This window comes from Tatumella sp. JGM91, assembly GCF_018257575.1.
In the GTDB taxonomy this organism is placed as follows: domain Bacteria; phylum Pseudomonadota; class Gammaproteobacteria; order Enterobacterales; family Enterobacteriaceae; genus Tatumella; species Tatumella punctata.
Genome location: NZ_JAERJP010000006.1, coordinates 1 through 24,606 on the forward strand (window position 1 = coordinate 1; position 24,606 = coordinate 24,606).

Annotated in this window: 23 protein-coding genes, 2 tRNA genes and 2 pseudogenes; 16 read left to right on the forward strand and 11 right to left on the reverse strand. The window is 50.6% G+C overall.

The annotated features are described in order from the left end of the window. Position 1: 1 nt before the first annotated feature. Together JK198_RS05555 and orn are read right to left on the reverse strand one after the other, a co-directional pair. Positions 2-77, reverse strand: a tRNA-Gly gene (locus JK198_RS05555). Between the two features lie 146 nt (positions 78-223). Then, complete coding sequence (gene orn / locus JK198_RS05560; protein WP_212710261.1) at positions 224-772, reverse strand: oligoribonuclease; 549 nt, start codon at positions 770-772, stop codon at positions 224-226. Positions 773-874: 102 nt separating this feature from the next. On the opposite strand from orn, the gene rsgA reads away from it, so the two are divergent. The 3 genes from rsgA (at position 875) to mscM (ending at position 6,267) form a co-directional block, all read left to right on the forward strand. Beyond that, positions 875-1,927: a small ribosomal subunit biogenesis GTPase RsgA gene (gene rsgA, locus JK198_RS05565; RefSeq protein WP_212707434.1), complete on the forward strand. Its 1,053-nt coding sequence runs from the start codon at positions 875-877 to the stop codon at positions 1,925-1,927. Positions 1,928-2,018: 91 nt separating this feature from the next. Continuing rightward, positions 2,019-2,915 carry an archaetidylserine decarboxylase gene (asd, locus tag JK198_RS05570; RefSeq protein WP_212707435.1) on the forward strand — a complete coding sequence of 299 codons (897 nt, stop codon included), beginning with the start codon at positions 2,019-2,021 and terminating at the stop codon, positions 2,913-2,915. Between the two features lie 16 nt (positions 2,916-2,931). Further along, complete coding sequence (gene mscM / locus JK198_RS05575; RefSeq protein ID WP_212710294.1) at positions 2,932-6,267, forward strand: miniconductance mechanosensitive channel MscM; 3,336 nt, start codon at positions 2,932-2,934, stop codon at positions 6,265-6,267. A 46-nt stretch (positions 6,268-6,313) separates the two neighbouring features. On the opposite strand, the gene epmA is transcribed toward mscM, so the two are convergent. The 3 genes from epmA to efp form a co-directional block, all read right to left on the reverse strand. After that, on the reverse strand, positions 6,314-7,291 hold the full coding sequence (epmA, locus tag JK198_RS05580; RefSeq protein WP_212707436.1) for an elongation factor P--(R)-beta-lysine ligase: 978 nt from the start codon (positions 7,289-7,291) through the stop codon (positions 6,314-6,316). Between the two features lie 311 nt (positions 7,292-7,602). After that, entirely contained in the window at positions 7,603-7,734 is a 132-nt protein-coding gene (locus tag JK198_RS05585; RefSeq protein WP_212707437.1) for an entericidin A/B family lipoprotein, read from the reverse strand. A 54-nt stretch (positions 7,735-7,788) separates the two neighbouring features. Continuing rightward, on the reverse strand, positions 7,789-8,355 hold the full coding sequence (gene efp, locus JK198_RS05590; protein WP_212707438.1) for an elongation factor P: 567 nt from the start codon (positions 8,353-8,355) through the stop codon (positions 7,789-7,791). 40 nt (positions 8,356-8,395) lie between these two features. On the opposite strand from efp, the gene epmB reads away from it, so the two are divergent. Together epmB and JK198_RS05600 are read left to right on the forward strand one after the other, a co-directional pair. Continuing rightward, entirely contained in the window at positions 8,396-9,424 is a 1,029-nt protein-coding gene (gene epmB, locus JK198_RS05595; protein WP_212710262.1) for an EF-P beta-lysylation protein EpmB, read from the forward strand. Between the two features lie 153 nt (positions 9,425-9,577). Further along, the gene (locus tag JK198_RS05600) at positions 9,578-10,006 is read left to right on the forward strand and encodes a DUF1090 domain-containing protein (protein WP_212707440.1); all 429 of its coding nucleotides are present in this window, start codon (positions 9,578-9,580) and stop codon (positions 10,004-10,006) included. A gap of 91 nt (positions 10,007-10,097) precedes the next feature. Here JK198_RS05600 and JK198_RS05605 read toward each other — a convergent pair whose 3' ends face one another. The 4 genes from JK198_RS05605 to JK198_RS05620 all read right to left on the reverse strand — a co-directional run bounded on the left by JK198_RS05605 (position 10,098) and on the right by JK198_RS05620 (position 13,546). Further along, on the reverse strand, positions 10,098-10,451 hold the full coding sequence (locus JK198_RS05605) for a DUF4156 domain-containing protein (protein ID WP_212707441.1): 354 nt from the start codon (positions 10,449-10,451) through the stop codon (positions 10,098-10,100). Between the two features lie 312 nt (positions 10,452-10,763). Next, on the reverse strand, positions 10,764-12,410 hold the full coding sequence (groL, locus tag JK198_RS05610; RefSeq protein WP_212707442.1) for a chaperonin GroEL: 1,647 nt from the start codon (positions 12,408-12,410) through the stop codon (positions 10,764-10,766). Positions 12,411-12,457: 47 nt separating this feature from the next. Then, complete coding sequence (locus JK198_RS05615) at positions 12,458-12,751, reverse strand: co-chaperone GroES (RefSeq protein WP_025901066.1); 294 nt, start codon at positions 12,749-12,751, stop codon at positions 12,458-12,460. Positions 12,752-13,075: 324 nt separating this feature from the next. Then, positions 13,076-13,546: an FxsA family protein gene (locus tag JK198_RS05620; RefSeq protein WP_212707443.1), complete on the reverse strand. Its 471-nt coding sequence runs from the start codon at positions 13,544-13,546 to the stop codon at positions 13,076-13,078. 376 nt (positions 13,547-13,922) lie between these two features. On the opposite strand from JK198_RS05620, the gene aspA reads away from it, so the two are divergent. The 7 genes and pseudogenes from aspA to JK198_RS05655 form a co-directional block, all read left to right on the forward strand. Beyond that, positions 13,923-15,356, forward strand: coding sequence for an aspartate ammonia-lyase (gene aspA, locus JK198_RS05625; protein ID WP_212707444.1), 1,434 nt, complete (start codon positions 13,923-13,925; stop codon positions 15,354-15,356). A gap of 138 nt (positions 15,357-15,494) precedes the next feature. After that, positions 15,495-15,818: a divalent cation tolerance protein CutA gene (cutA, locus tag JK198_RS05630; protein ID WP_212707445.1), complete on the forward strand. Its 324-nt coding sequence runs from the start codon at positions 15,495-15,497 to the stop codon at positions 15,816-15,818. Next, on the forward strand, positions 15,794-17,521 hold the full coding sequence (locus tag JK198_RS05635) for a protein-disulfide reductase DsbD (protein ID WP_212710263.1): 1,728 nt from the start codon (positions 15,794-15,796) through the stop codon (positions 17,519-17,521). The genes cutA and JK198_RS05635 overlap by 25 nt, the downstream gene beginning before the upstream one ends. Positions 17,522-17,572: 51 nt before the next feature. Then, complete coding sequence (locus JK198_RS05640; protein ID WP_212707447.1) at positions 17,573-18,139, forward strand: transcriptional regulator; 567 nt, start codon at positions 17,573-17,575, stop codon at positions 18,137-18,139. Positions 18,140-18,700: 561 nt separating this feature from the next. Beyond that, positions 18,701-18,776, forward strand: a tRNA-Phe gene (locus tag JK198_RS05645). Between the two features lie 111 nt (positions 18,777-18,887). Beyond that, a pseudogene (locus tag JK198_RS05650) lies at positions 18,888-19,091 on the forward strand (IS3 family transposase); the annotation flags it as partial. Continuing rightward, a pseudogene (locus tag JK198_RS05655) lies at positions 19,087-19,245 on the forward strand (IS3 family transposase); the annotation flags it as partial. The pseudogenes JK198_RS05650 and JK198_RS05655, both read left to right, overlap by 5 nt. A gap of 131 nt (positions 19,246-19,376) precedes the next feature. On the opposite strand, the gene JK198_RS05660 reads toward JK198_RS05655, so the two are convergent. Beyond that, entirely contained in the window at positions 19,377-20,111 is a 735-nt protein-coding gene (locus tag JK198_RS05660) for an aspartate/glutamate racemase family protein (protein ID WP_212710264.1), read from the reverse strand. A 650-nt stretch (positions 20,112-20,761) separates the two neighbouring features. After that, positions 20,762-21,247, reverse strand: a complete 486-nt coding sequence (locus JK198_RS05665; RefSeq protein WP_212707563.1) for a cold shock domain-containing protein — start codon at positions 21,245-21,247, stop codon at positions 20,762-20,764. Between the two features lie 368 nt (positions 21,248-21,615). On the opposite strand from JK198_RS05665, the gene frmR reads away from it, so the two are divergent. The 4 genes from frmR to JK198_RS16785 all read left to right on the forward strand — a co-directional run bounded on the left by frmR (position 21,616) and on the right by JK198_RS16785 (position 24,399). Next, positions 21,616-21,891 (forward strand): formaldehyde-responsive transcriptional repressor FrmR, encoded by a 276-nt coding sequence (frmR, locus tag JK198_RS05670; protein ID WP_212707458.1) that lies wholly within the window; start codon positions 21,616-21,618, stop codon positions 21,889-21,891. Between the two features lie 32 nt (positions 21,892-21,923). Next, positions 21,924-23,033, forward strand: coding sequence for an S-(hydroxymethyl)glutathione dehydrogenase/class III alcohol dehydrogenase (locus tag JK198_RS05675; protein WP_212710265.1), 1,110 nt, complete (start codon positions 21,924-21,926; stop codon positions 23,031-23,033). Between the two features lie 308 nt (positions 23,034-23,341). Beyond that, positions 23,342-24,163: a solute carrier family 23 protein gene (locus JK198_RS05680; protein ID WP_249213270.1), complete on the forward strand. Its 822-nt coding sequence runs from the start codon at positions 23,342-23,344 to the stop codon at positions 24,161-24,163. Then, complete coding sequence (locus JK198_RS16785; protein WP_249213271.1) at positions 24,157-24,399, forward strand: hypothetical protein; 243 nt, start codon at positions 24,157-24,159, stop codon at positions 24,397-24,399. Before JK198_RS05680 ends, JK198_RS16785 begins: the two co-directional genes overlap by 7 nt. Positions 24,400-24,606: the final 207 nt, after the last annotated feature.

Below are 24,606 nucleotides of genomic sequence, written 5' to 3' on the forward strand. Positions count from 1 at the left end.
CTGGAGCGGGAAACGAGACTCGAACTCGCGACCCCGACCTTGGCAAGGTCGTGCTCTACCAACTGAGCTATTCCCGCGCCGGTAACGTATAAAATTCTTCATCGTTACGGGGTGCGAATTATACGAGAATAATTTCCCTGCGCAAGCCCCGCAGATGATATTTTTCGTCTATCCGTGCTGACTGCTGGTTTAATCGGCAAATTGCTGAGTAATCCGCCTGTTTTCAGAGTTTAAGAAAATTTTCGCGGTAATAACGCAGCTCAGCCACCGATTCACGGATATCGTCCAGTGCCTGGTGGGTCCCTGTCTTTTTAAAACCCGGCAGAATTTCAGGTTTCCAGCGCCGCGCCAGCTCTTTTAATGTGCTGACATCAATAGCGCGATAATGGAACCATGCTTCAAGTTCCGGCATATATTTATATAAAAAACGGCGGTCCTGGCCGATACTGTTACCGCAAATAGGTGAAGCGTTCGCCGGTACCCACTGCTTCAAAAACTCCAGTGTTGCCAGCTCAGCAGCACGGTCATCGTGATTGCTGTTTCTGACACGTTCAACCAGCCCGCTCCCCGTATGGGTACGGACATTCCAGTCATCCATCAGGGCAAGCTGCTCATCTGACTGACGGACCGCAATAACCGGCCCTTCCGCCAGAATATTCAGGTCAGCATCGGTGACCAGGGTAGCAATTTCAATTACCCGATCCCGTTCCGGATCCAGTCCGGTCATTTCGAGATCGATCCAAATCAGGTTATTTTCCCTTGCTGTTGCCATGCTTATCTCTCACCGTTGCTAAAATCGTCTATTGATGACTATTAATGGTATCATAGCCGTTTTGTACCGTCGGGCGAAGTCCGGCACAACATGAGAGGAAGTGTGAGCAAAAATAAACTGTCAAAAGGTCAGCAACGCCGTGTCAATGCTAACCATCAGCGACGCCTGAAGCCACGTGTTGAGAAAGCGGAGCCGGATGACAGCCTTTTTGGTGAACCGCAGGAAGGTATCGTCATCAGTCGCCTGGGGATGCATGCCGACGTGGAAGACCACCAGGGAAATACCCTGCGCTGTAATCTTCGCCGTACTCTCCGTTCACTGGTCACCGGCGACCGTGTGGTCTGGCGTGCGCCGAAAAGCGGTACGGGGAAAGGTATTGTCGAAGCAGTACATGAAAGGACTTCGGTACTTAACCGTCCCGATTATTATGACGGCCTGAAACCTGTTGCCGCGAATATTGACCAGATAGTCATTGTGTCGGCTATCCTGCCAGAATTATCGCTGAATATTATTGACCGTTACCTGATTGCCTGCGAAACCCTGAATATCGCGCCATTACTGGTGCTCAACAAGACCGATTTACTGGACGAAGAAGCACGTCATTTTGTTGACCAGCAAATGGATATCTACCGCAATATCGGTTATCAGGTACTGATGGTATCCAGCCATAACCAGCAGGGGTTACAGCCTTTAGAGCAAGCGCTCACTGACAGAATCAGTATTTTTGCCGGACAGTCCGGCGTCGGGAAATCCAGCTTACTGAATACCTTGCTGGGACTGACAGTGGCTGGTGAAAATGAAATCCTGACCAACGAAGTCTCTGATAATTCAGGTCTGGGGCAACATACCACCACCGCAGCACGATTGTATCATTTTCCGAAAGGCGGCGACGTTATTGACTCGCCGGGAGTCCGGGAGTTTGGTCTCTGGCACCTCGATGCAGAACAAGTCACCCGCGGATTCGTCGAATTCGCTGACTATATTGGTCACTGTAAATTCCGTGACTGTAAACATGATACAGATCCGGGCTGTGCTATCCGCCAGGCAGTAGAAGACGGCAAAATTAATGAAATCCGCTTCGACAGCTATCACCGGATTCTGGAAAGTATGGCTTCAGTGAAAGTCAGAAAAAATTTTTCTGTCAGTGAGGACTGACTGACATAGCGGCGGGTTTCGCCATCTCATTAAGGCATCGCTCGCGTTCGCCTTTTTTATTTTAAACGTCGTGATTACGCCAGGAGGCAAAATGCTGGAACGAATCAAACTTGGCATTAACGCAATTTTACCCAAAAAACAGTTAACCGAACTGGCCGGGTGGGCAGCAAGCCGTCGTGGTGGCTGGCTGACCCGTACTCTGATTGATATTTTTGTCTGGTATTACAAAGTTGATATGTCAGAGGCTGCACAGAAGAACACCTCTGCCTACCCGACATTTAATGATTTCTTTGTCCGCCCCCTTAAAGAAGGTGCGCGGCCTGTCGATAATAACCCGAACCACCTGATTCAGCCCGCCGATGGTGCTGTGAGTCAGGCCGGACGGATTGAAGAAGACCAGATTTTTCAGGCCAAAGGCCATTATTACTCTCTGCAAGCCTTACTGGCGGGTAACGACACGCGGGCTGCCGACTTCCTGAACGGCCAGTTTATTACGACCTACCTTGCTCCGCGCGACTATCACCGTGTTCATATGCCATGTAATGGTATTTTACGAGAGATGGTCTATGTCCCCGGCGATCTGTACTCGGTTAACCCGTTAACTGCACGCAATATCCCGAATCTGTTTGCCCGTAACGAGCGGGTTATCTGTTATTTCGATACAGACTTTGGCCCTATGGCTCAGATTCTGGTCGGTGCCACCATTGTCGGCAGTATCGAAACTGTCTGGGCAGGAACGATTACTCCGCCACGCGAAGGTGTGATCAAACGCTGGCATTATCCGGCAGCGGATGCTGAAGGCGCCGTAGTGCTACTGAAAGGCGACGAGATGGGCCGCTTTAAACTGGGCTCTACGGTAATTAACTTGTTTGCCCGCAATAAAGTTATCTTCAGTGAGTCTCTGGAAGCCGAAACGAAAACCCGTCTCGGCCAGCCACTGGCTACCCCGTATACGGATATCAGCACCGACAGCACTGTCACAGGATAAATCGGAGAACGATAACGTGCGCGCGATTGTGGTTTTACTGCTGGGATTAACGCTCAGTTTTTCACTGTATGCGGCCTCTGTTCCTGATGCAACACAGCTAAAACAGGCACTGGAAGAGGCCAGAAGCGCTAAAATCAGTGCCGCCCAGACCGAGCAGGTACAGTTATTACAGGCTGCACTTGAGTCTATCGATCAGCGCACGGCGTCTCTTGAACAGGCTCGTCAGTATCAGTCTGTTATTGATAATTTCCCTAAACTGTCTAAACAACTGAGGCAGCAAATTGCCTCAGTCACAGATAACCCTAAAACCGTTAACCCGTCGCTTAATAGCAGTGACCTGGAACAGGAAATCCTGCGGGCCAGTAGCCAGTTACTGGAAGAAGGCCGTCAGGCTCAGCAGGAACAGGATCGGGCACGGGAAATCAGCGACTCGTTAACCCAGCTGCCTCAGCAGCAAACAGAAGCCCGCCGAGCTCTGGCTGACAGTGATCGCCGTATCCAGGGTCAGCAAACTGCGGCGACCCGGCTGGGACAGGCCAGAGTCTGGGCCAGAGAGGCCGGAAATGCAGCCAGTAAAGCGCGGGTAAATGAGCTGGAGCTGGCACAGTTGTCTGCCAGTAACCGTCAGGAACTTGCCCGCCTGCGGGCCGAGCTCCACCAGAAAACGATGTCACAACTGGATGCCTATCTGCAGGCATTGCGTAATCAGCTAAATAATCAGCGTCAGCAGGAAGCCCAGCAGGCGCTGGAGCGTACCGAGCAGTTAGCAGAGAACAGCGGCGAACTTCCGCCGGGGATCAGCGAACAGTTCAATATTAACCGTGATCTTTCAGCGGACCTCAATCAGCAGGCCCAGCGTATGGATCTGGTGACCTCCCAGCAGCGGCTGGCGGCTAACCAGACATTACAGGTTCGTCAGGCCCTCAGCACGTTACGTGAACAGTCACAATGGCTGGGAGAGTCCAATTTACTGGGAGAAGCATTGCGGGCACAGGTGGCCCGTTTACCGGAAGTGCCTAAGTCGCAACAGATTGACAGTGAAATGGGAGAGTTACGGGTTCAGCGTCTCCACTATGAAGATCTGCTTAATCGTCAGGCAAGTCTGCATTCACTGACCCAGGAAAACGGTACAGCACTGACCAGTGAGCAGGTAAAGATTCTTGACGCCCAGTTAAAAACCCAGCGGGAATTACTCAATTCACTGATTTCGGGATGTGATTCGCTGATCCTTGAAATTACCAAGCTGAAAGTAGCTAACACACAGCTACAGGATGCTCTGAACGATGTCAAAGATGCCACCCATCGTTATCTGTTCTGGACCGCTGATGTCGGCCCGGTCACTCTGCATTATCCGGTGCAGGTTGCCCAGGACTTATCCCGGTTGCTGTCACTGGATACCTTTGGCCAGCTGGGTAAGGCCTTTATGATGATGTTCACTGCCAGGGAGTCGATTATTCCGGTGGTGGGCGCATTATTCCTGGTGGCGATAAGTCTCAGTTCCCGCCGCCATTACCGGGCCTTTCTGGCGCGCGCGGCCTCTAAAGTCGGTAAAGTAACACTGGACAGTTTCAGTCTGACTGTACGTACGGTGTTCTGGTCGATTCTGGTCGCCCTGCCCCTGCCGGTGCTATGGGCTGCGCTCGGTTACGGCCTGCAACATGCCTGGCCCTATCCTATCGCGGTCGCCATTGGCGACGGGGTAACCGCAACCCTGCCGATATTATGGGCATTTATGATCAGTGCATCGTTTGCCCGGCCTCACGGGCTGTTTATTGCTCATTTCCGCTGGCCGCAGGCCAGTGTGGCCAGAGCAATGCGCTACTATTCGCTGACCGTCGGGGTCATTGTCCCTTTGATCATGGTGCTGATTACTTTCGATAATCTGGATGACAGACAGTTTTCTGCTTCACTCGGCCGCCTGAGCTTTATTCTTATCTGTATCGCCCTGACTGTCGTCACTAATGCCCTGAAACGGGCCGGCCTGCCGCTTTATTTTGACAGGCAGGGCAACAGCGACAATATGACTAACACCCTGCTGTGGGATGTCATGATGGCTATCCCGCCTATCGCAGCACTGGCATCCTGTGTCGGTTATCTGGCAACAGCGCAGGCCCTGCTTGCCCGGCTGGAAAGTTCACTGGGCATCTGGTTTGTACTGCTGGTGATTTATCATATTATCCGTCGCTGGATGCTGATTCAGCGACGCAGAATTGAATTCGACCGTGCACGGCAAAAACGTGCCGATATGCTGGCCAGCCGTGCCCGCAGCGGAGAAGAAGAAAAGGAACACCACGGTTCTGCCACAGAAGCGCCTGACATTGAAGAGCCGGTGGTGGATCTTGATACCATCAGTGCGCAATCACTGCGGCTGGTACGTTCTCTGCTTACCCTGGTCGCTCTGGTATCCCTGATTCTGCTGTGGTCAGAACTGCATTCGGCATTCTCTTTTCTGGAAAATATTCCGTTATGGGATGCCGGTTCAGGGACTGCCGCCGGTGAAACTATTCAGTCTGTGACTCTCGGGGCGGTACTGATTGCCATTCTGGTACTGATTATCACCCTGCAGCTGGTGCGGAATATGCCGGCCCTGCTGGAACTGGCAATATTACAACATCTCAGCCTGACCCCGGGGACCGGATATGCTATTACCACCCTGACCAAATATCTGTTAATGATCATCGGGGTAATGACAGCATTTTCTATGCTGGGAATAGACTGGGCAAAACTGCAATGGCTGGTCGCCGCCTTAGGTGTCGGGCTGGGCTTCGGACTACAGGAGATTTTTGCAAACTTTATTTCCGGCCTGATTATTTTGTTCGAAAAACCGATCCGCATCGGCGATACCGTAACTATCCGTGAACTGACCGGCACCATTTCCCGCATCAATACCCGGGCAACCACCATCACAGACTGGGATCGTAAAGAGATTATTGTGCCAAACCGGGCATTTATTACCGAACAGTTTGTGAACTGGTCATTGTCCGATGCTGTTACCCGTGTGGTTCTGACCATTCCGGCCCCTGCTCACGTTAACAGTGAACTGGTCACCCGGGTGCTGAAACAGGCAGCTGAACGCTGCAGTTACGTACTCAGTACCCCACCGCCGGAGGCCTTTCTGGTCGATCTTCAGCAAGGGATACAGTTATTTGAATTGCGTATTTATGCGGCCGAAATGGGGCACCGCATGCCATTACGTCATGAGCTTCATCAGTTAATTTTGCATGGTTTCGCGCAAAACGACATTGAGATGCCCTTCCCGCCATTCCAGGTGCGGATGGAAAAGGTCGGCAGTGCATTACCGGGCAGCCAGGGAACACCTGCGACCAAAACTTATAAATCAGGCGGACTATAAATTCGGGGAGAGTTACTGGCCCGGAAGAATTCAGGGCCAGTGGCTGTCAGCAGCGATCAACAGGGAAAGCGATCACCTCACTCAGCGATGTGGCTTTCAGTGCCAGCATAATCAGGCGGTCGACCCCCAGCGCAACTCCGGAACAATCGGGCATGCCATACTCAAGGGCTGCCAGCAAAAACTGATCTATCGGTTGTTCAGGCAGTCCCCGCGCGACACGACGCCGGTTGTCCTGCTCAAAACGCTGCCGCTGCTCATCGCCGTTAGTCAGTTCACGAAAGCCATTTGCCAGTTCGATGCCTTTGTAATAGACCTCAAAACGCTCAGCAACACGGTGGTCTTCGGTACTGATTTCGGCCAGTGAGGCCTGTGATGCCGGGAAGTGGTACACAAATGCCGGTTTATCCTGACCAATATGGGGTTCAACACCCAGCATAAATAACAGCTGCAATAGGGTGTCAATATCATCTTCAGATGCGGCTAAATCACCGGCTCCCAGGCTAGCAGCCACCGCCACTAACGCATCTTTATCCGCAGACAACGGATCAATGTTCAGGCAACGAATAAATGCCTGCTGATAAGACAGTGTTTCGCCACTGTCACATTCCAGAATCTGCTGCAGAAGATCATCCACTTCATTCATCAGCCGGTACATATCATAGTGCGGACGGTACCATTCCAGCATGGTGAATTCAGGATTATGATGCCGGCCGGCTTCTTCGTTACGGAAACTGCGGTTCATCTGATATATAGGGCCACTGCCGGCGGCCAGTAACCGCTTCATATGATATTCAGGGCTGGTCATAAGCCACAGGTCACGGCCCTCAGAGGCCCCCGGGCCGACAAACCGGGTACGGAAAGGCACCAGATGAATATCGGTCACCGTTGCCTGGCTCATGGCTGGAGTATCTACTTCAAGGACACCGCGATCTGCAAAAAAACGCCGGATATCCGCCAGAATAGCCGCACGTTTAAGTAGATTAGCTACCGGGGCGCTGGGTTGCCAGGTTGCGGTTTCGTTCATCTGTAGTACTCCTGATCTGACAAAAGGGAGGCAGTCTACATGCATGCAACTTAAACGACAAACAATCTTGTCCTATGACCGGTCTGAATACAGGACAAAAAAGGTGACAGCCGCTCACCCAGCGACCAGCCAGCCGCAGGCCTCCGCCAGCCAGTAAAATTGCTCCGTGAGAGCATAAAGAGAATACAGGGATATTCTGTCAGCGGAGCGGCATAACAACCGGCATCCGTCGAAGATGAACTGATAGCCTGTCAATCCGGCAGTAAAACAGCAGACAACACAGCAGCCATCAGGTGCGCTTTGTCCGCGTTTTATTCAGCGACTCTGGAGATAGCATTACCGAGGTGCGAAACATCCTCACCAAAACCATGAAAGGTATTACATCCGCTCAGGACTGATGTCAGTAAACAGAGTAACAGGATCTGCAGGCTGCGTTTTTTCATTTTCTTCAATCCGTCATGCAGGCGCACCGCTGCGATGCGATGCGCCTGACAGACTTACTTAACGCGTGATACGTATTCGCCGGAACGGGTGTCAACTCTAATGACTTCACCAATCTGAACGAATAATGGTACTTTGACTACCGCACCGGTTGTCAGGGTTGCAGGTTTACCACCGGTACCGGCAGTATCACCTTTCAGGCCGGGATCGGTCTGGGTAATTTCTGCTTCGATAAAGTTCGGCGGAGTGATAGCGATCGGGTTACCGTTCCACAGAGTAACGATACATTCTGCCTGATCCTGCAGCCATTTACCGTTTTCGCCTACAGCTTTCTCATCCGCAGCCAGCTGTTCGAAGGTATTGTTATTCATGAAGTGCCAGAACTCACCGTCGTTGTACAGATAAGTCAGAGTCACATCAACAACATCCGCACCTTCAGCAGAGTCAGTAGACTTGAACGTTTTTTCGATCAGTTTACCGGTCAGCAGACGACGCATTTTTACACGGGCAAAAGCCTGACCTTTACCAGGTTTAACAAACTCACTCGCTTCGATGGCATAAGGTTCGCCATCAAACATAATTTTAAGACCGTTACGAAAATCGTTGCTAGAATATGTTGCCATGAAGGCCCTCGACATATGGATACTGGACTAAGCCAAAAAAATGGCAAACATTGTAACCCTAAATACCCCCTCCAGAGAAGATTGGTTGCATCAACTTGCGGAAGTTGTCACCGAACCTGATGAATTACTGAAACTTTTAAATCTGGAACACCTGCCGGCACTGAGTGCCGGAGCCGATGCACGCCGGTTATTTGCCTTACGGGTACCGCGTGCTTTTATCCGGCGGATGGAAAAAGGCAATCCGGATGATCCGTTATTACGCCAGGTACTGACTCTGCAGGAAGAGTTTATTGTCACCCCCGGCTACAGTACCGATCCGCTGGAAGAGCAGCAAAGCGCGGTCCCCGGCGTACTGCATAAGTACCGTAACCGGGCGTTATTACTGGTCAAGGGCGGCTGCGCGGTGAACTGCCGTTATTGTTTCCGCCGCCATTTCCCTTATCAGGATAATCAGGGAAATAAGCGAAACTGGCGCGCTGCGCTGGACTATATTCGCCAGCATCCGGAACTGGATGAAATTATTTTTTCCGGCGGTGACCCGTTGATGGCCAAAGATCATGAACTGGACTGGCTGATCAGCGAACTGGAGTCAATACCGCATATTCGCCGGCTAAGGATCCACAGCAGGCTGCCGGTCGTTATTCCGGCACGGATTACTGATCGCCTGTGTCAGCGTCTGACCGGCACAAGGCTGCAGGTCATTATGGTGACCCATATTAACCATGCCAATGAGATAGACCAGCCACTGAAAGATGCCATGGGTCTGCTGAAAAAAGCAGGTGTGACCCTGCTGAATCAAAGCGTGTTATTACGCGGGGTGAACGATGATGCCGGGACGCTGGCGGCGCTGAGTAACGCCCTGTTTGACTCCGGCATTTTGCCCTATTATCTGCACGTATTAGATAAAGTTCAGGGCGCTGCACATTTTTATGTCTCTGATGATCAAGCACGACAAATCATGCGCCAGTTGCTGACGCAAGTATCAGGCTATATGGTGCCAAAACTGGCCCGGGAAATCGGCGGGGAGCCAAGCAAAACCCCCCTGGATTTACAACTAAGACAAAACTGAAAGAGAATATTTACTGATCAAACGCAGCTAAACTGCGTCATAAAACCTCTATTATCCCCGCCACGGCTTGTCCGGGGCTGCCAATTGCCCGGACAACGTTGTTTTGTTGCGCCTGTCCGGCACAACGCGAAAAACGATATCTAAGGATAATTTATGAAAAGAACAGTAACTGCCCTGAGCCTGACCTTAGTTTCTCTGCTGACGATTAATGCTGCCAGTGCCGCAGAAAGTTGTGCTGATAAGCGCGCTTCTATCGAGAAAGAAATCAGCTATGCGCGCCAGCATAACAACACCTTTAAACTGGCGGGGCTGCAGAAAGCACTCGATGAAGTGAATACCCATTGTACTGCCGCATCAGTGCGTAACGATGCACAGCAGGCGGTGAGAAAGGCCGAAAAGAAACTGAGCGAAAAACAGAATGATTTGCGGGAAGCTGAACAGGATTTGAACCAGGCCATTGCCCGTGACAACAAAAGCAAAATTAATAAATATCAGGAAAAAGTGACTGAGAAAAAACAGGACCTCGAGAAACTGACCCGCCATCTTGATCAGCTGAATAGTGAACTGAACTCACTGAAATAATACTACTGCGACAGACAGAGGCCCTGCTTCCGTCTGTCCCTGTCGGTGCGCGGGGAAAGTCCCCGCCACTACCGCGACTATTCAGACAGTGTTACGGGCATTTATAAATCTGTCCCGACATTTTTGTCGCCACCGGCACAAAACTGGAGACAATCGACAGTCCCGGGGTGCTGGCACCATAGATCACATTACCGCCCATTTCGGCCGCTTTATTACGCAAGTCATTTGCCGCACCGCGCATGGAACTGCCCCCCTCAGCCCCCTGACCTGATAACCAGTTACTTTGTTCCCCGATGGCATTACCGAGGAATTTACACTGTGCAGAAGGCTGCTCATCGACAAAACGGACACTCTGACCACTGGACGTCAACTGATTACCGGCAGAACTACATCCCGTCAACATTGCAGCAGCCAGAAACAGCCCTGCAGAGATTTTTAAACGCATATTCTTCCTCATTATTTTCGTTATGCCAGAACCGACAACCATGGCAGCATTTAACCAGAGAGAGGGAAATATAATCCGCAATAGTGTTTTACACCATAGCGTCTGACAAATTAAAAAACCAGCCACATAATGCACTGGCACACAATCTCCGTCTGATACGGAGCCTGACTGTTATAACACAAGTTTATGACGAAAAAAAAAGACCCGGATCCAAAGGATACCGGGTCTGCGGATGAACAATGAAACAATCAGACAGCAGCAATGCCCTGACCGACTGCGGTTGTACTTACCCGCAGGTAAGTACAGCCGGTATTACATCATGCCGCCCATGCCGCCCATGCCACCCATACCGCCGGCAGCACCTAAGTCAGCTTTGTCTTCTTTCGCCAGGTCAGTCACCATGCACTCGGTAGTGATCATCAGACCAGCAACAGATGCAGCATACTGCAGCGCTGAACGGGTAACTTTGGTCGGATCCAGGATACCGAAGTCGATCATGTTACCGTACTCTTCGGTTGCTGCGTTGTAACCGAAGTTACCTTCACCGTTCTTCACTTTGTCAGCCACAACAGAAGGTTCTTCACCGGCGTTGTCGACGATCTGACGCAGCGGAGCTTCCATCGCACGCAGTGCCACGCGGATACCCACGTTCTGGTCTTCGTTCTGACCAGTCAGCTCTGCAATCTGTGCAGCGACACGTACCAGAGCAACACCACCACCGGCAACCACGCCTTCTTCAACTGCTGCACGGGTTGCGTGCAGAGCATCTTCAACGCGGGCTTTTTTCTCTTTCATTTCAACTTCAGTCGCTGCGCCGACTTTCAGCACGGCAACACCACCGGCCAGTTTCGCTACGCGCTCCTGCAGTTTTTCTTTGTCATAATCAGACGTTGCTTCTTCGATCTGCTGACGGATCTGAGTCACACGACCCTTGATTGCAGATTCGTCACCGATACCATCAATGATAGTGGTGGTGTCTTTGCTGATAACAACACGTTTAGCCTGACCCAGATCTTCCAGGGCAGCTTTTTCCAGCTCCATACCGATCTCTTCAGAGATAACAGTGCCACCGGTCAGGATAGCGATATCCTGCAGCATTGCTTTACGACGGTCACCGAAGCCTGGTGCTTTAACCGCAGCAACTTTCACGATACCACGCATGGTGTTAACAACCAGAGTTGCCAGCGCTTCACCTTCAACATCTTCTGCAATGATCAGCAGGGGTTTGCTTGCTTTAGCAACCGCTTCCAGTACTGGCAGCAGCTCACGGATGTTAGAGATTTTCTTATCCGCTAACAGGATGAAAGGCTGTTCCAGTTCAACGGCACCGGTTTCCGGTTTGTTAATGAAGTAAGGAGACAGGTAACCACGGTCGAACTGCATACCTTCAACTACGTCCAGCTCGTCCTGCAGACCGGTACCTTCTTCAACGGTGATAACACCTTCTTTACCGACTTTTTCCATCGCCTGAGCAATCAGAGTACCGACAGACTCGTCAGAGTTTGCAGAGATAGTACCTACCTGAGCAACGGCTTTAGAATCAGAACAAGGAACAGACAGGGCTTTCAGTTTTTCAACTGCAGCAACGACAGCTTTATCGATACCACGTTTCAGGTCCATCGGGTTCATACCCGCAGCAACTGCTTTCAGACCTTCGTTAACGATAGACTGAGCCAGAACGGTCGCAGTGGTAGTACCATCACCGGCCGCGTCGTTAGCTTTAGAAGCAACTTCTTTAACCATCTGTGCACCCATGTTTTCGAACTTGTCTTCCAGCTCGATTTCACGCGCAACAGAAACACCATCTTTAGTGATGGTCGGTGCACCAAAAGATTTATCCAGCACAACGTTACGGCCTTTCGGGCCCAGGGTAACTTTTACTGCATCTGCCAGTACGTTAACACCACGCAGCATTTTCACCCGCGCGTCATTACCAAATTTTACGTCTTTAGCTGCCATTTGAGATATTCCTTAAATTTAGTTCGTTGGTGGAATAGATTGCCGGATTACTCGGTTACCACGGCCAGGATGTCGTTTTCTGAAATGATCAGCACTTCCTGGTTATCAATTTTCTCAGTTTTAGCGCCGTAACCTTCGTTGAAAATAACGACATCACCCACTTTCACGTCCAGTGGTTTAACTTCGCCGCTTTCAAGAATGCGGCCATTGCCTACGGCCAGCACTTCACCACGGGTAGATTTCCCCGCAGCAGAACCGGTCAGAACGATGCCGCCAGCAGATTTAGCTTCTACTTCTTTACGCTTGACGATAACGCGATCGTGCAATGGACGAATAGTCATTTTGATAGCTCTCCTTTGAAATGCCCAGTCACTGGTTTATTTAGGTTGAATACCGGCCGTTCAGGCATCGGCTTCATGCAACCAGAGATAGGGTCAGGGGAAGAACCTTTCAAGGGTAAAAAAAATAATTTTTTTAATTTGGATAACAATCACTGTTTCCCATGAGATTGCAGAACAGTCTGCCGCATTATGGGCATAACTGGCCTTCGGGACACCATAAAATGCTGAATTTATCTGTAACCGTAACAAAAAGGGCGGCATTCCGCCGCCCCCGAAAAAACCGTTCAAATCCAGCCCCCCCACCTGCGGGACCAAAGCCAGAGCCTAACGGTTATCTGAAGAGTGATCATCTTTATGTTCGATCACATGCTGGTTTTTACGTTCAAACTCGCCTTCAACGGTAAAACCGCCGTCATTCGCCGCCGCTCCTCCGCCGCGCCAGACTTTCAGGTAAGGCATCACTTTGAGGGTCAGATGTTTTTGTACCGGCGGCAACAACAGCAACAATCCCAGGAAATCAGTAAAGAAGCCCGGCAGGACCAGTAAAAATCCGGCAATGATTAATGACACACTTTTGGTCATTTCGGCGGCCGGATTTTCGTGACGGGCCAGCTTCTCCTGTAACAACATAAAATTCTTCACGCCCTGATTTTTCACCAGCGAAATGCCGATAGCAGAGGTAAAGATCACCAGTATCAGCGTCAGTAATACACCAATAACATGGGCTACCTGGATAAACAGTGAAATTTCTACCCAGGCAAGCAGGAAAAAGAAAATAAACGGTAACCAGCGCACGGCGGTCTCCTGTAAGTAACGCCCGTGCTACAGCAGGGCTGAAAAATCAATAACATCCTCAGGATGATAGTTTGATAGATGGGTATAACAAAAAGTGATTTCAACCATTGCCGGTAAATTCGTTATAACTAACTCTCCGTGAGTCTGTACGCTTTACCGGCCTGCAGTCATTTACAGCCGGCGGCTGTTTTTAGCGGTTATGTTATAAACAAGTGACTATAAAGTGATCTGTGTTGCTTATTTTTTCTGTAAACAGAATATCATCGTGCGGATGAACTGATATACAGATAAAATTCCGGTATCAGTGGTACACAATAAATACTCACACTCTCTGCGGCACACAGCTTTAGTAAGAAAGCACAATAAGAAGGTTATCATGGTTAACAACATTCGTATCGAAGAAGACCTGCTCGGTATGCGCGAGGTTCCGGCGGATGCTTATTATGGAATTCACACGCTACGCGCAATAGAAAATTTCTATATCAGTAGCAGTAAAATCAGTGACATACCAGAGTTTGTTCGCGGCATGGTGATGGTGAAAAAAGCAGCAGCCATGGCTAACAGGGATCTGCAGACCATCCCGCGTCATATTGCAGAAACACTGATTAAAGCCTGTGATGAAGTACTGAATAACGGTACCTGTATGGACCAGTTCCCGGTCGATGTCTATCAGGGCGGTGCCGGTACCTCTGTCAATATGAACACCAATGAAGTGCTGGCCAATATTGGTCTGGAACTGATGGGACATAATAAAGGCGAATATCAATATCTTAACCCGAATGACCACGTCAATATGTGTCAGTCGACCAATGATGCTTACCCGACAGGCTTCCGTATTGCTGTGTATAATTCACTGCTGAAGCTGGTCGATGCTATCAATGCACTGTCTGAGGGTTTTCAGCGTAAAGCCGAAGAATTCCAGACTGTCCTGAAAATGGGGCGTACCCAGCTTCAGGATGCGGTCCCTATGACCCTCGGTCAGGAGTTTCACGCATTCAGCGTGCTGCTGAAAGAAGAGACCCGCAGCATTATGCGTACTGCCGAACTGTTGCTGGAAGTTAACCTCGGCGCAACCGCTATTGGCACACGGCTGAACACCCCGGACGGTTATCAGCCACTGGCAGTGAAATATCTGGCCGAAGTCAGCCGGTTACCGGTGGTTGCTGCCGAAGACCTGATTGAGGCGACCTCAGACTGTGGTGCCTACGTTATGGTGCATTCGTCACTGAAACGGCTGGCCGTTAAACTGTCTAAAATCTGTAATGATCTGCGTCTGCTCTCCTCCGGCCCTCGTGCTGGTCTGAATGAAATTAATTTACCGCAGTTACAGGCCGGATCATCGATCATGCCAGCCAAGGTCAACCCGGTGATCCCTGAAGTCGTTAACCAGGTGTGTTTTAAAGTCATAGGCAACGACACCACCGTCACAATGGCTGCCGAAGCCGGTCAGCTGCAGCTGAATGTGATGGAGCCGGTAATTGGTCAGGCTGTTTTTGAATCCATTTCCATTCTCAGCAATGCCTGCTTCAATTTACTGGAAAAATGCGTTACCGGCATTAGCGCTAACCAGCAGATTTGTGAGTCTTATGTATTCAGCTCCATCGGGATCGTGACGTATCTGAACCCTTATATCGGTCACCATAACGGCGATATTGTCGGTAAAATTTGTGCTGAAACCGGAAAAAGTGTCCGTGAAGTTGTGCTGGAACGAGGTCTGCTGACCAATGCTCAGCTGGATGATATTTTTTCAGTCGAAAACCTGATGCACCCGGTATATAAAGCCAGACGTTATACGGAAGATAACCAGTAATCCCCCGCGGCCTGATGCCAGTGCATCAGGCCCTATCCTGTCACCGTTCAGCTCTTTTCTGAATATTTCTGTTACCCTCTGTCTTCTGTTGCTGCTGAAAAAAAATGCTATCATGCCCCCCTGACTCAGGAGTGAGCAATGAATCCTTGTTCTGCCATTATTGTGTTATGTTCTGCCCCCGACAAGGCTACGGCGACCGCCCTGGCCCGACTGGCCATCCGCCGTAAGCTTGCCGCTTGCGTTAATCTCCTGCCGGGCGTGACCTCGATGTACACCTGGCAGGACCAGTTGGAATGTTCCGAAGAAGTACAGTTGATCTTCAAAAGTGATACGGAACATCAACAGGACTTACTGTCACTGCTGAAACAGGCCCATCCTTATGATGTCCCTGAATTACTGGTGATCCCTGTTCAACACGGAGATAGTGAATACTTGTCATGGTTGCACGCCTCACTCGCCTGATTTTTCTGGCAGTTACATTATTCAGCCTGCAGACGCAGGCTGCCTTATTCGATAATGGCTCATCACCTCGCTTTGTTACGGTGAATCAGGCCTTTGGCTTTGACTTTAGCCAGAATAACAACCGCGTCCTGCTGAAGTGGCAGGTAAAGTCCGGCTATTACCTGTACCGCCAGCAAATCAGTATCGTTGCGGCCAACGCGACTATTGCCAGCATAGATCTGCCACAGGGCCAGCCTCATGAAGATGAGTTTTTTGGTAAAAGCCAGATCTTCCCCGAAGACCTGCAAGTTCCGGTGATACTGAAGAGTACCGGGCCGGCAGCCAGCCTGAAAGTCAGCTACCAGGGTTGTGCAGCAGCAGGGTTCTGTTATCCGCCGGAAACCCGGGAAATTCCCCTGTCACAAATCACGGCGGACAGCCCCTCCCCTGAGCCTGCCGCCAGTGTCCCGGCCACGGCTTCCGGGGCCGGTATACCTTCGTCACGCCTGCCGTTTTCTCCGTTCTGGGCTCTATTGATCGGTATTGGTATTGCCTTCACTCCCTGTGTTTTGCCGATGTATCCGTTAATTTCGGCAATTATCCTCGGTGGCCGTCGCGATATCTCTGCATCACGTATACTGCTGCTGGCCTTCATTTATGTGCAGGGTATGGCGGTCACTTATACGCTGATGGGCATTATTGTGGCCGCCGCCGGATTACGTTTTCAGGCCGCATTACAGAGTCCGCTGGTACTGCTGACACTCTCTGCCGTTTTTATCCTGCTGGCATTATCAATGTTTGGCCTGTTCTCTTTGCAACTGCCGGCATCACTGCAGACACGGCTGGCGCTATTCAGTAACCGGCAAAAAAGCGGCTCTGCCGGCGGCGTATTTCTGATGGGGGCCGTAGCCGGTTTAATTTGCTCCCCCTGCACCACCGCACCTCTTAGCGCAATTCTGCTGTATATCGCACAGAGCGGTAATATGCTGGCCGGTGGCGGGACCCTGTATTTATATGCCCTGGGTATGGGGCTGCCGTTAATTATCGTCACCCTGTTTGGCAATAAACTGTTGCCTAAGAGCGGCCCGTGGATGCAGTCAGTCAAAGAAGGTTTTGGCTTTGTTATTCTGGCGTTACCGGTCTTTCTGATTGAACGTATTGTCGGGGACGTCTGGGGGCTACGGCTATGGAGTCTGCTGGGTGTAGCCTTTTTTGGCTGGGCTTTTGCCCTGAGTCTGAGAAGTCCGAAAGGCTGGGTACGGATATTACAAATTTTATGGCTACTGCTGGCATTAGTCGCGGCGCGTCCGCTACAGGACTGGGCATTTTCTGCCGCGCCGACTAATAACAGCGGAGATCAGTCTCCTGTATTCCACAACATCAGCAACATTGCCGGTCTGCAACAACAGCTGAGTCAGGCACAGGGCAAAATCACAATGGTTGATCTTTATGCCGACTGGTGTGTTGCCTGTAAAGAATTCGAGAAATACACCTTTACAGACCCGCAAGTCCGGCAGGAGTTTGCACAATATCAGCTGGTACAGGCAAACGTTACTGCCAATACCGCACAGGATAATGCGCTGCTGACTCAACTGAACGTGCTGGGGCTCCCGACCCTGCTGTTTTTTAATGCCCGCGGTAATGAAATCCCGGACTCACGGGTCACCGGATATATGAATGCCGGAGAATTTCTGGCACATTTACAGAAGCTTCGCGCTGAATAACATCATCTAGATGCGCCGGCAGTGGCCGGTGCTGCATTTACGGAGGTTAATGTGTCGCAGGAACAGATACTTGAGCAGGTATTACTTTTACTGGAACAACAGGGCCTGGCGGCCGCCGGCAACCTGAAACAGCAATTACAGGCCCGGGGAGCAGAACTCCCTGAACAGACCTCTGAAGAGCTGTTATTACGCGATGCCCTCGACTTTCACGGCCGGCAGATCAGCGAATGGCGCGAACGGATAACACAGGACGAAGCACTGACCAGCAGCCAGAAATTACTGATGCGTTACACTTTGCTTGAGGAACATGTCCGCCGTGGCCGTTTCCCGGGCTGTCTGTTTATTGCTGCCTGCAGTATTTACCCGGCGCCACACCACCCGATACATCAGGTGGCAGAGCAACAAAAACAGGCCTCCTGGCAATATACCCACCGGCAGCTAACCGCCCTGGAACTGGATAATCCGACGATGGTCACCGACCAGCTGGAACTGGTGCTGGAGGGTTGTCTGAGTAAACTACTGGTTAAACGTAATCTTCAGGATATTGCCACCGCCCGCCGGCTGGCAGAAGATATTCTGCAAGTGGCATTGTGCCGCCAGAACGGTGCTCTCAGCTGACCACCGCTTGCCAGGGCTGTTATCTTCAGGCCGCTCTGGTACCCTTAATCAATCAAGGCCCGGGCCTGTCATAATTGCCTGCCGGTAAATAATGGGTCACCATATCCTCCCCCGCTTGCCAGCGATGCAGTAACAAACCCGCAGGTTCCATGATAAAACAAGCTGCTGCCTGTCTGGTAAAATCCGGGGCGGCCTGATGAGAGGTTCCCGGTGCAGAGCACATCAGAGTATTGCCTGAATGGCTGACCATATAACGATCTGCATGATCACACAGCCGTCGAATGCCTGACTACTCAAGCTTTCCGGTCAGTTATTTGCTGATAATTAATCATATAGGTACAGACGTGATCACTGTCAGGTAAAAAGCCTGTGCAAAGACATTAATCGGGATTCCCCGGCAGAATATCTGCCCGTCAGCGCATCTATCCGTGGCGATAGTAAAGTAAAAGTCAGTAAAATAGCCGTTTTCGTATATAAAGCAATCAGTCAGTGCGATTTTAGCATTTCCTGCAGTAAAAAGAGTTGACGCATCAGGGCCATTACGGTTTAATGCGCCCCGTTGCCCGAATAGCTCAGTCGGTAGAGCAGGGGATTGAAAATCCCCGTGTCCTTGGTTCGATTCCGAGTTCGGGCACCACTATTCTGAAAAACCCGCCTCTGGCGGGTTTTTTGCTTTCTGCGCACCGCTGATCCATAAAAGCGGGTCCGGCACACTCGCCTCTTCCCTGAGACTTGATCTGATCTCACCCGTAAACAGTACACATCCGGATTACGCGATGAAGCCCTGAAACTCGCTGAACCTATCGGCATTGTGGCCACAGCACGTGAGCTCAGCCTGTATGAATCTCAGCGCTATGCCAGACGCAGCACACTAAAGAGTGCCCATTCATCTTCCCGGCGTGAGCAGGAAACATCTGTTGAAATTGCCCGCCTTAAGCGTCAACTGGCTGAAAGCCGAAGGTATCCGGGGTGAATGCCTGGTCAGTCAGGAAATAATGCGGGAAACGGCATTTAATTATATCGGGTGTGATTACAATCGCTGGCGTCGTCACAGTGCCTGTGGCGGTCTCAGCCCCGAACCCTCTGAACACCAGAAACCCGCTTAGGGCTATGTCGACATTACGTGGGTAAAATCAAAGATCTGCTTCCGGGAAATCGATAAACCTTCAATGCTCTGTTCTTTTTATCTAAAAAATGGCGCAAAAAATTGAACAGATAACATATTTTCTTGTTCCTGTTAAAGACATGATGGTGCATGCAGCGACTGAGCTGACCTCGCCTTAGCAAAACTGCGAATGGTCGCTTCAGCCAGACTTGATGCAGTATCAACAATTGACAGATGCTGCTGAGGATGGCTTTTAAGTAATGGGCTGATGTCAGTACAGGCAATAATCAGCCCCTGGGCGCCAGCTTCCTGCGCCAGAGAAGTCAGGTTTCGCCACTGCGTTATCACTTCAGGACAGGTAAATCCGTTTTGCTTAATCAGCGCTATCAAATGTGTAGTGATAGCACGTAATGGGTCAGAAGCTACACAGTGCTTTCCCATCAGATGTAAACGCTGCTGATAAAAACCCGCATCAAGCGTAGCCTCAGTAGCAATCACGGCGATGTTCTCCGTTTCGGACGGCAGGCATTCAAGTGCGCAGTCGGCAATGTGCAGGACAGGAATACCGCCGCTGGCCTCCTGCATTTCATTAAAGTAGCAGTGTGCCATATTACAGGGAACCACGATCAAATTGACCCCGGCGTTTACCAGATTGCTAGTGCCATCGCGCAATGCCGCGGACATTGCGGCATCATCAATCACACGGTTAGGGAAAAAAGGAGTCGGCAAGGAAATAATATGCATTTTTGGATAGTCGATATCGAATCTGGCCCCGTATTGCTTTTGGCACTCATCGACCAGCATATCAATAAAAGGCGCTGTGGAACGAGGCCCCATGCCGGCTAACACCCCAAGACTGTAAGACATTACGCACTCTCTGTGATAAAGGAAAAGAAGGATTTACGTTAAATCAGGTTGAGTTTCTTCCCGGTGCTTTATTTCTTCTGAGATAAACCAGTTAACAATCTGCTTATAAATTTTTTCTATAAGGTCTGAGCTTAACCCCTGTTCTTCAGCCCGGGCTCTGCATTATTTCAGCCATGGCGTCAAATCGGGATGCTGCTTTAACAAATTCATATCGTTCACCAGGTAATGAGATTACCTGACGATCGATACGATCGATTTCAGTTCTGATCTCTGACATGCCAGCGCACTGAGTAGCTTTTCCTCGCTACTTTTTTCAATCATGGTAGTCCTGTTGCAATTTAACTTACCGGTCCCGATAAGCGAACACAGAGACTTTGGTTATCGTACATGCAATAAGACGTTATGGGGAGTGCGCCGCTGCATTTCACTTGCTTAAATGCCACTCTGTCTGAATAACTTAATGCTAAGGTACGCATGCATTAGCATTAACAAGGAGAGACTGTATGGAAGTTGAAACGATAAAAGCGAGAGGCATTTTTTAAGATGTGAAGGTAAATAGGGGATCTGATTCTCTGCCATTCCCCCCTTTTTACATCAGGATAGCGCCACAGACTTATACTGCAGGGCGCTGACGCCGGACAGTACGATACTTATCGAACCTTAAGTAACTTAACCGTATAGTCGATATCAATTTCATCTTCAGAAAAGATCAGAGTTGTTCCCTGGAAAGTGGTGATCGCCAGTTTTTTCAGTGAACGCATTCCGCCGGAGGTGGCTGACGATTTTGGCCGGATGCTGTTCATCAGTGCCCCCACCGACAGTACTGTATTTTCTTTATCGATACCCGCATCGACAGGCACTTCCTCACTGTATACCACAAACGATTTAATTGCGGTCAGCTTCAGACGCTCTCCGGCAATATAGATATATTTGCTGTCAGGGATCACTTTTACCGAAAAAGCAGACAGGCCTTTATTATTGGTGGTCGGCTCAAAAGTCACTGCCGCATCTTTCTTAATCAGCTCCGGGTTGGCGACTTTAATCACATGAAAATAACGGTTATCGCCGTTTTCATCTTTGATAAATCCAAAGCCTTTATCTTTAAACCAGGTTGTGATCGTTCCGTTCATCGCTATTACCGCCTGTTCACTCGTTTATCTGCCCAATTTTTGCAGCGCGCAGTGTAAATTACAATGCCTGAACAGACTATGTTTTTAGGTTATCTGCCGGCAATAAAATTCTGTGCAGTCACGGATTATGGCCCGTGCCGGGTTCCGCCCTGCCAGATACCAGTCCCGAGCGGCAGCGCGATAATGTTGCGGGTAATTCACCGCAATTAAAATCGTTATTTAAATCATATGGTTTAGCGTTCCGGCACCGGCCATTCCACAGGTTTTTTTGTTGCCTGAGGCCACCCGCCGGTACGAAAAAATATTAACACCCCTTCCAATACTATACTCCCATATAGTATATTAGTCGCCATCACCTGAGTGAGAAATGTACGATGCCAAGTACCCCTGAAGCAAAAAAGAAAACCCTGACCCGTGTCAGACGCATCCGCGGGCAGATTGATGCCCTCGAAAAAGCGCTGGATGACGGGCATGAATGCCGTGCAATATTGCAGCAAATCGCTGCGGTACGTGGTGCAGTCAATGGTCTGATGGCCGAAGTTCTGGAAAGCCATATCAGAGAAACGTTTGAGGGGAGTGAAACCGATAGCCGGCAGCTCAATACCTCAGTTAACGATACGATCGGGCTGGTTCGCGCTTATCTTAAGTAACCAGATCCTCCGCTGAACAAAGGAAACTCACTATGAAATCACGTGCTGCGGTCGCTTTCGGGCCGGGAAAACCGCTGGAAATCGTCGAGATTGATGTCGCTCCGCCTAAAAAGGGTGAGGTGTTAATCAAAATTACCCATAGCGGCGTTTGTCATACCGATGCTTTTACCCTGTCAGGCGATGATCCTGAAGGCCTGTTCCCTGTGGTCCTGGGCCATGAAGGGGCCGGTGTGGTCGTCGAACTGGGTGAAGGTGTAACCAGTGTCAATGTGGGTGATCACGTTATCCCCCTGTATACAACAGAATGCGGAGAGTGTGACTTCTGTAAATCCGGTAAAACTAACCTGTGTGTCGCGGTACGCGAAACCCAGGGCAAAGGAGTGATGCCGGACGGAACATCACGTTTTTCCTATAATGGTCAGCCTCTGTATCACTATATGGGGTGTTCAACCTTCAGCGAATATACCGTAGTGGCTGAAGTCTCACTGGCTAAGATTAACCCGGAAGCGAACCACGAACATGTCTGTCTGCTGGGCTGTGGGGTGACCACTGGCATAGGCGCGGTACATAACACGGCTAAAGTACAGGCCGGGGATTCTGTGGCTATCTTTGGTCTGGGCGGTATCGGCCTGGCTGCAGTGCAGGGTGCTCGTCAGGCAAAAGCCGGGCGTATTATTGCTATTGATACTAATCCGGACAAATTCGAACTGGCAAAACAGTTCGGTGCCACCGACTTTATCAACCCGAATGACTATGATAAGCCTGTGCAGCAGGTCATTATTGAGATGACCAAATGGGGCGTCGATCATACCTTTGAATGTATCGGCAATGTCAATGTCATGCGGGCTGCCCTCGAGAGTGCTCACCGTGGCTGGGGACAGTCTGTCATTATCGGGGTAGCCGGTGCCGGTCAGGAAATTTCCACCCGTCCGTTCCAGCTGGTCACCGGACGTGTATGGAAAGGTTCCGCATTCGGTGGTGTCAAAGGCCGTTCCCAGTTACCGGGGATGGTAGAAGACTCAATGAAAGGTGACATTGAGCTGGCACCTTTCGTTACCCATACCATGACGCTGGATAAAATTAACCAGGCATTTGATCTGATGCATGAAGGTAAATCTATCCGTACCGTTATCAATTTCTGATGATGCTCAGCCCTTCCGCCAGGAAGGGCATTTTCCTGCCGGACGGAATCCCCCCGCGACGCACCAGACACAACCTCTCTGTCTCTGCCCTGTAGCCAGCCTCCGCGCTTAAGCCCCCCGCAGGTCCTGATACTACCCGAACAGTTCTTTTATGGTGCATCGCCCCTGTGAATGAACCAATTAGCAGCAAACAGATCAATGATGAATCTGTTGTTTCATCCGCGCCACAGACAATTTTCTGTCCCTGACCTGACAGTACCACTGAACGGCGATGATGACAGGGAGGCACCCCTGATCAGATACTGACCATGATCTTTGGTTGTAATCTGGTCGCGGCAATTATCCCGTTGCTCGTCAGCCGTTTTATCCACCGCTTGTCCTGTCTGCTCAGCCCTCTGGTCACCGGCAGCGTGATTGTTCTGATTGGTATCAGTCTGATCAGGGTCAGTATCAGCGACTGGGGAGGCGGGTTGGGTGCTGCCGATTTCGGGGCACCCTCGAATCTTGGTTTAGGTGCTCTGACCCTGGCGGTGATTGTCATCATGAATTGCAGCCGTTCACCGTGGATCAGGCTGTCGGGTATTATTACTGGTATTGCGGCTGGCAGTGTGGCCGCCTGGCTGACCGGTTCTTTCCATCCGCATTTTGCCCCCGGAGGTCCCTTACTGACATTACCGGTGCCTTTCCGGTTCGGGCTGGACTTTACCCTGAGCTTATTTATTCCTGTCGCCCTGGTGTCGTTTATTTCGATTATTGAAGCGGCAGGAGACCTGACCGCTAACTGTGTGTTGTCACAACAGCCACTGACTGGTCCTGAGTTTGAACAACGGATGAAAGGCGGCATTCTGGGAGATGGCATTAGCTGCCTGCTGGCAGCCATATTCAGTACCTTCCCCTGCACCACCTTTGCACAGAATAACGGCGTCATACAGATGACCCGGGTCGCAAGCCGTTATGCCGGCTTCCGGATTGGCGGAATATTTATCGTGCCGGGTCTGTTCCCGGAGTTCAGTCACCTGCTGGAACAGCTGCCCGGACCGGTACTGGGCGGCGCTACACTGGTGATGTTTGGTCATGTTATCGCTGCCGGTATCCGGGTCATGAACCGATTGACAGCCGCGGTATGCTGATTATTGCCATTGCTTTCGGGGTCGGCCTGGGCATTGAAGCGCAGCCGGATATTATTAAGCAGCTACCGGCATTTGCCCGGACACTGATGCAGAATGCCGTGACCAGAGGCGGTTTACTGGCGATTATACTGAACATCATTCTGCCCAAACCGGCAAACAGAATGGATGTAAACACTCACTTACTTAACAGCGATAATACCCGGTCTCATGGAGAAAACATCGCTGACAGGCCCTGATGTCAGGGCATCATCAGAAACGTCAGTAAGTAAAGACTTACCCTCGATAATTGTCAGGCAATAGCCGTTCTCAGAGGCTGGCTTCAGGTGTTTCCCTTGCGGGATATCTCTAAGCGTCATGGTCGCAGAAAAGCCGGGAAAAGGTCCCCGGCATCCACCCCGCACGTTCTTTACGGTCAGCCCGCGGCCTGACCTCCGCTCATAAAT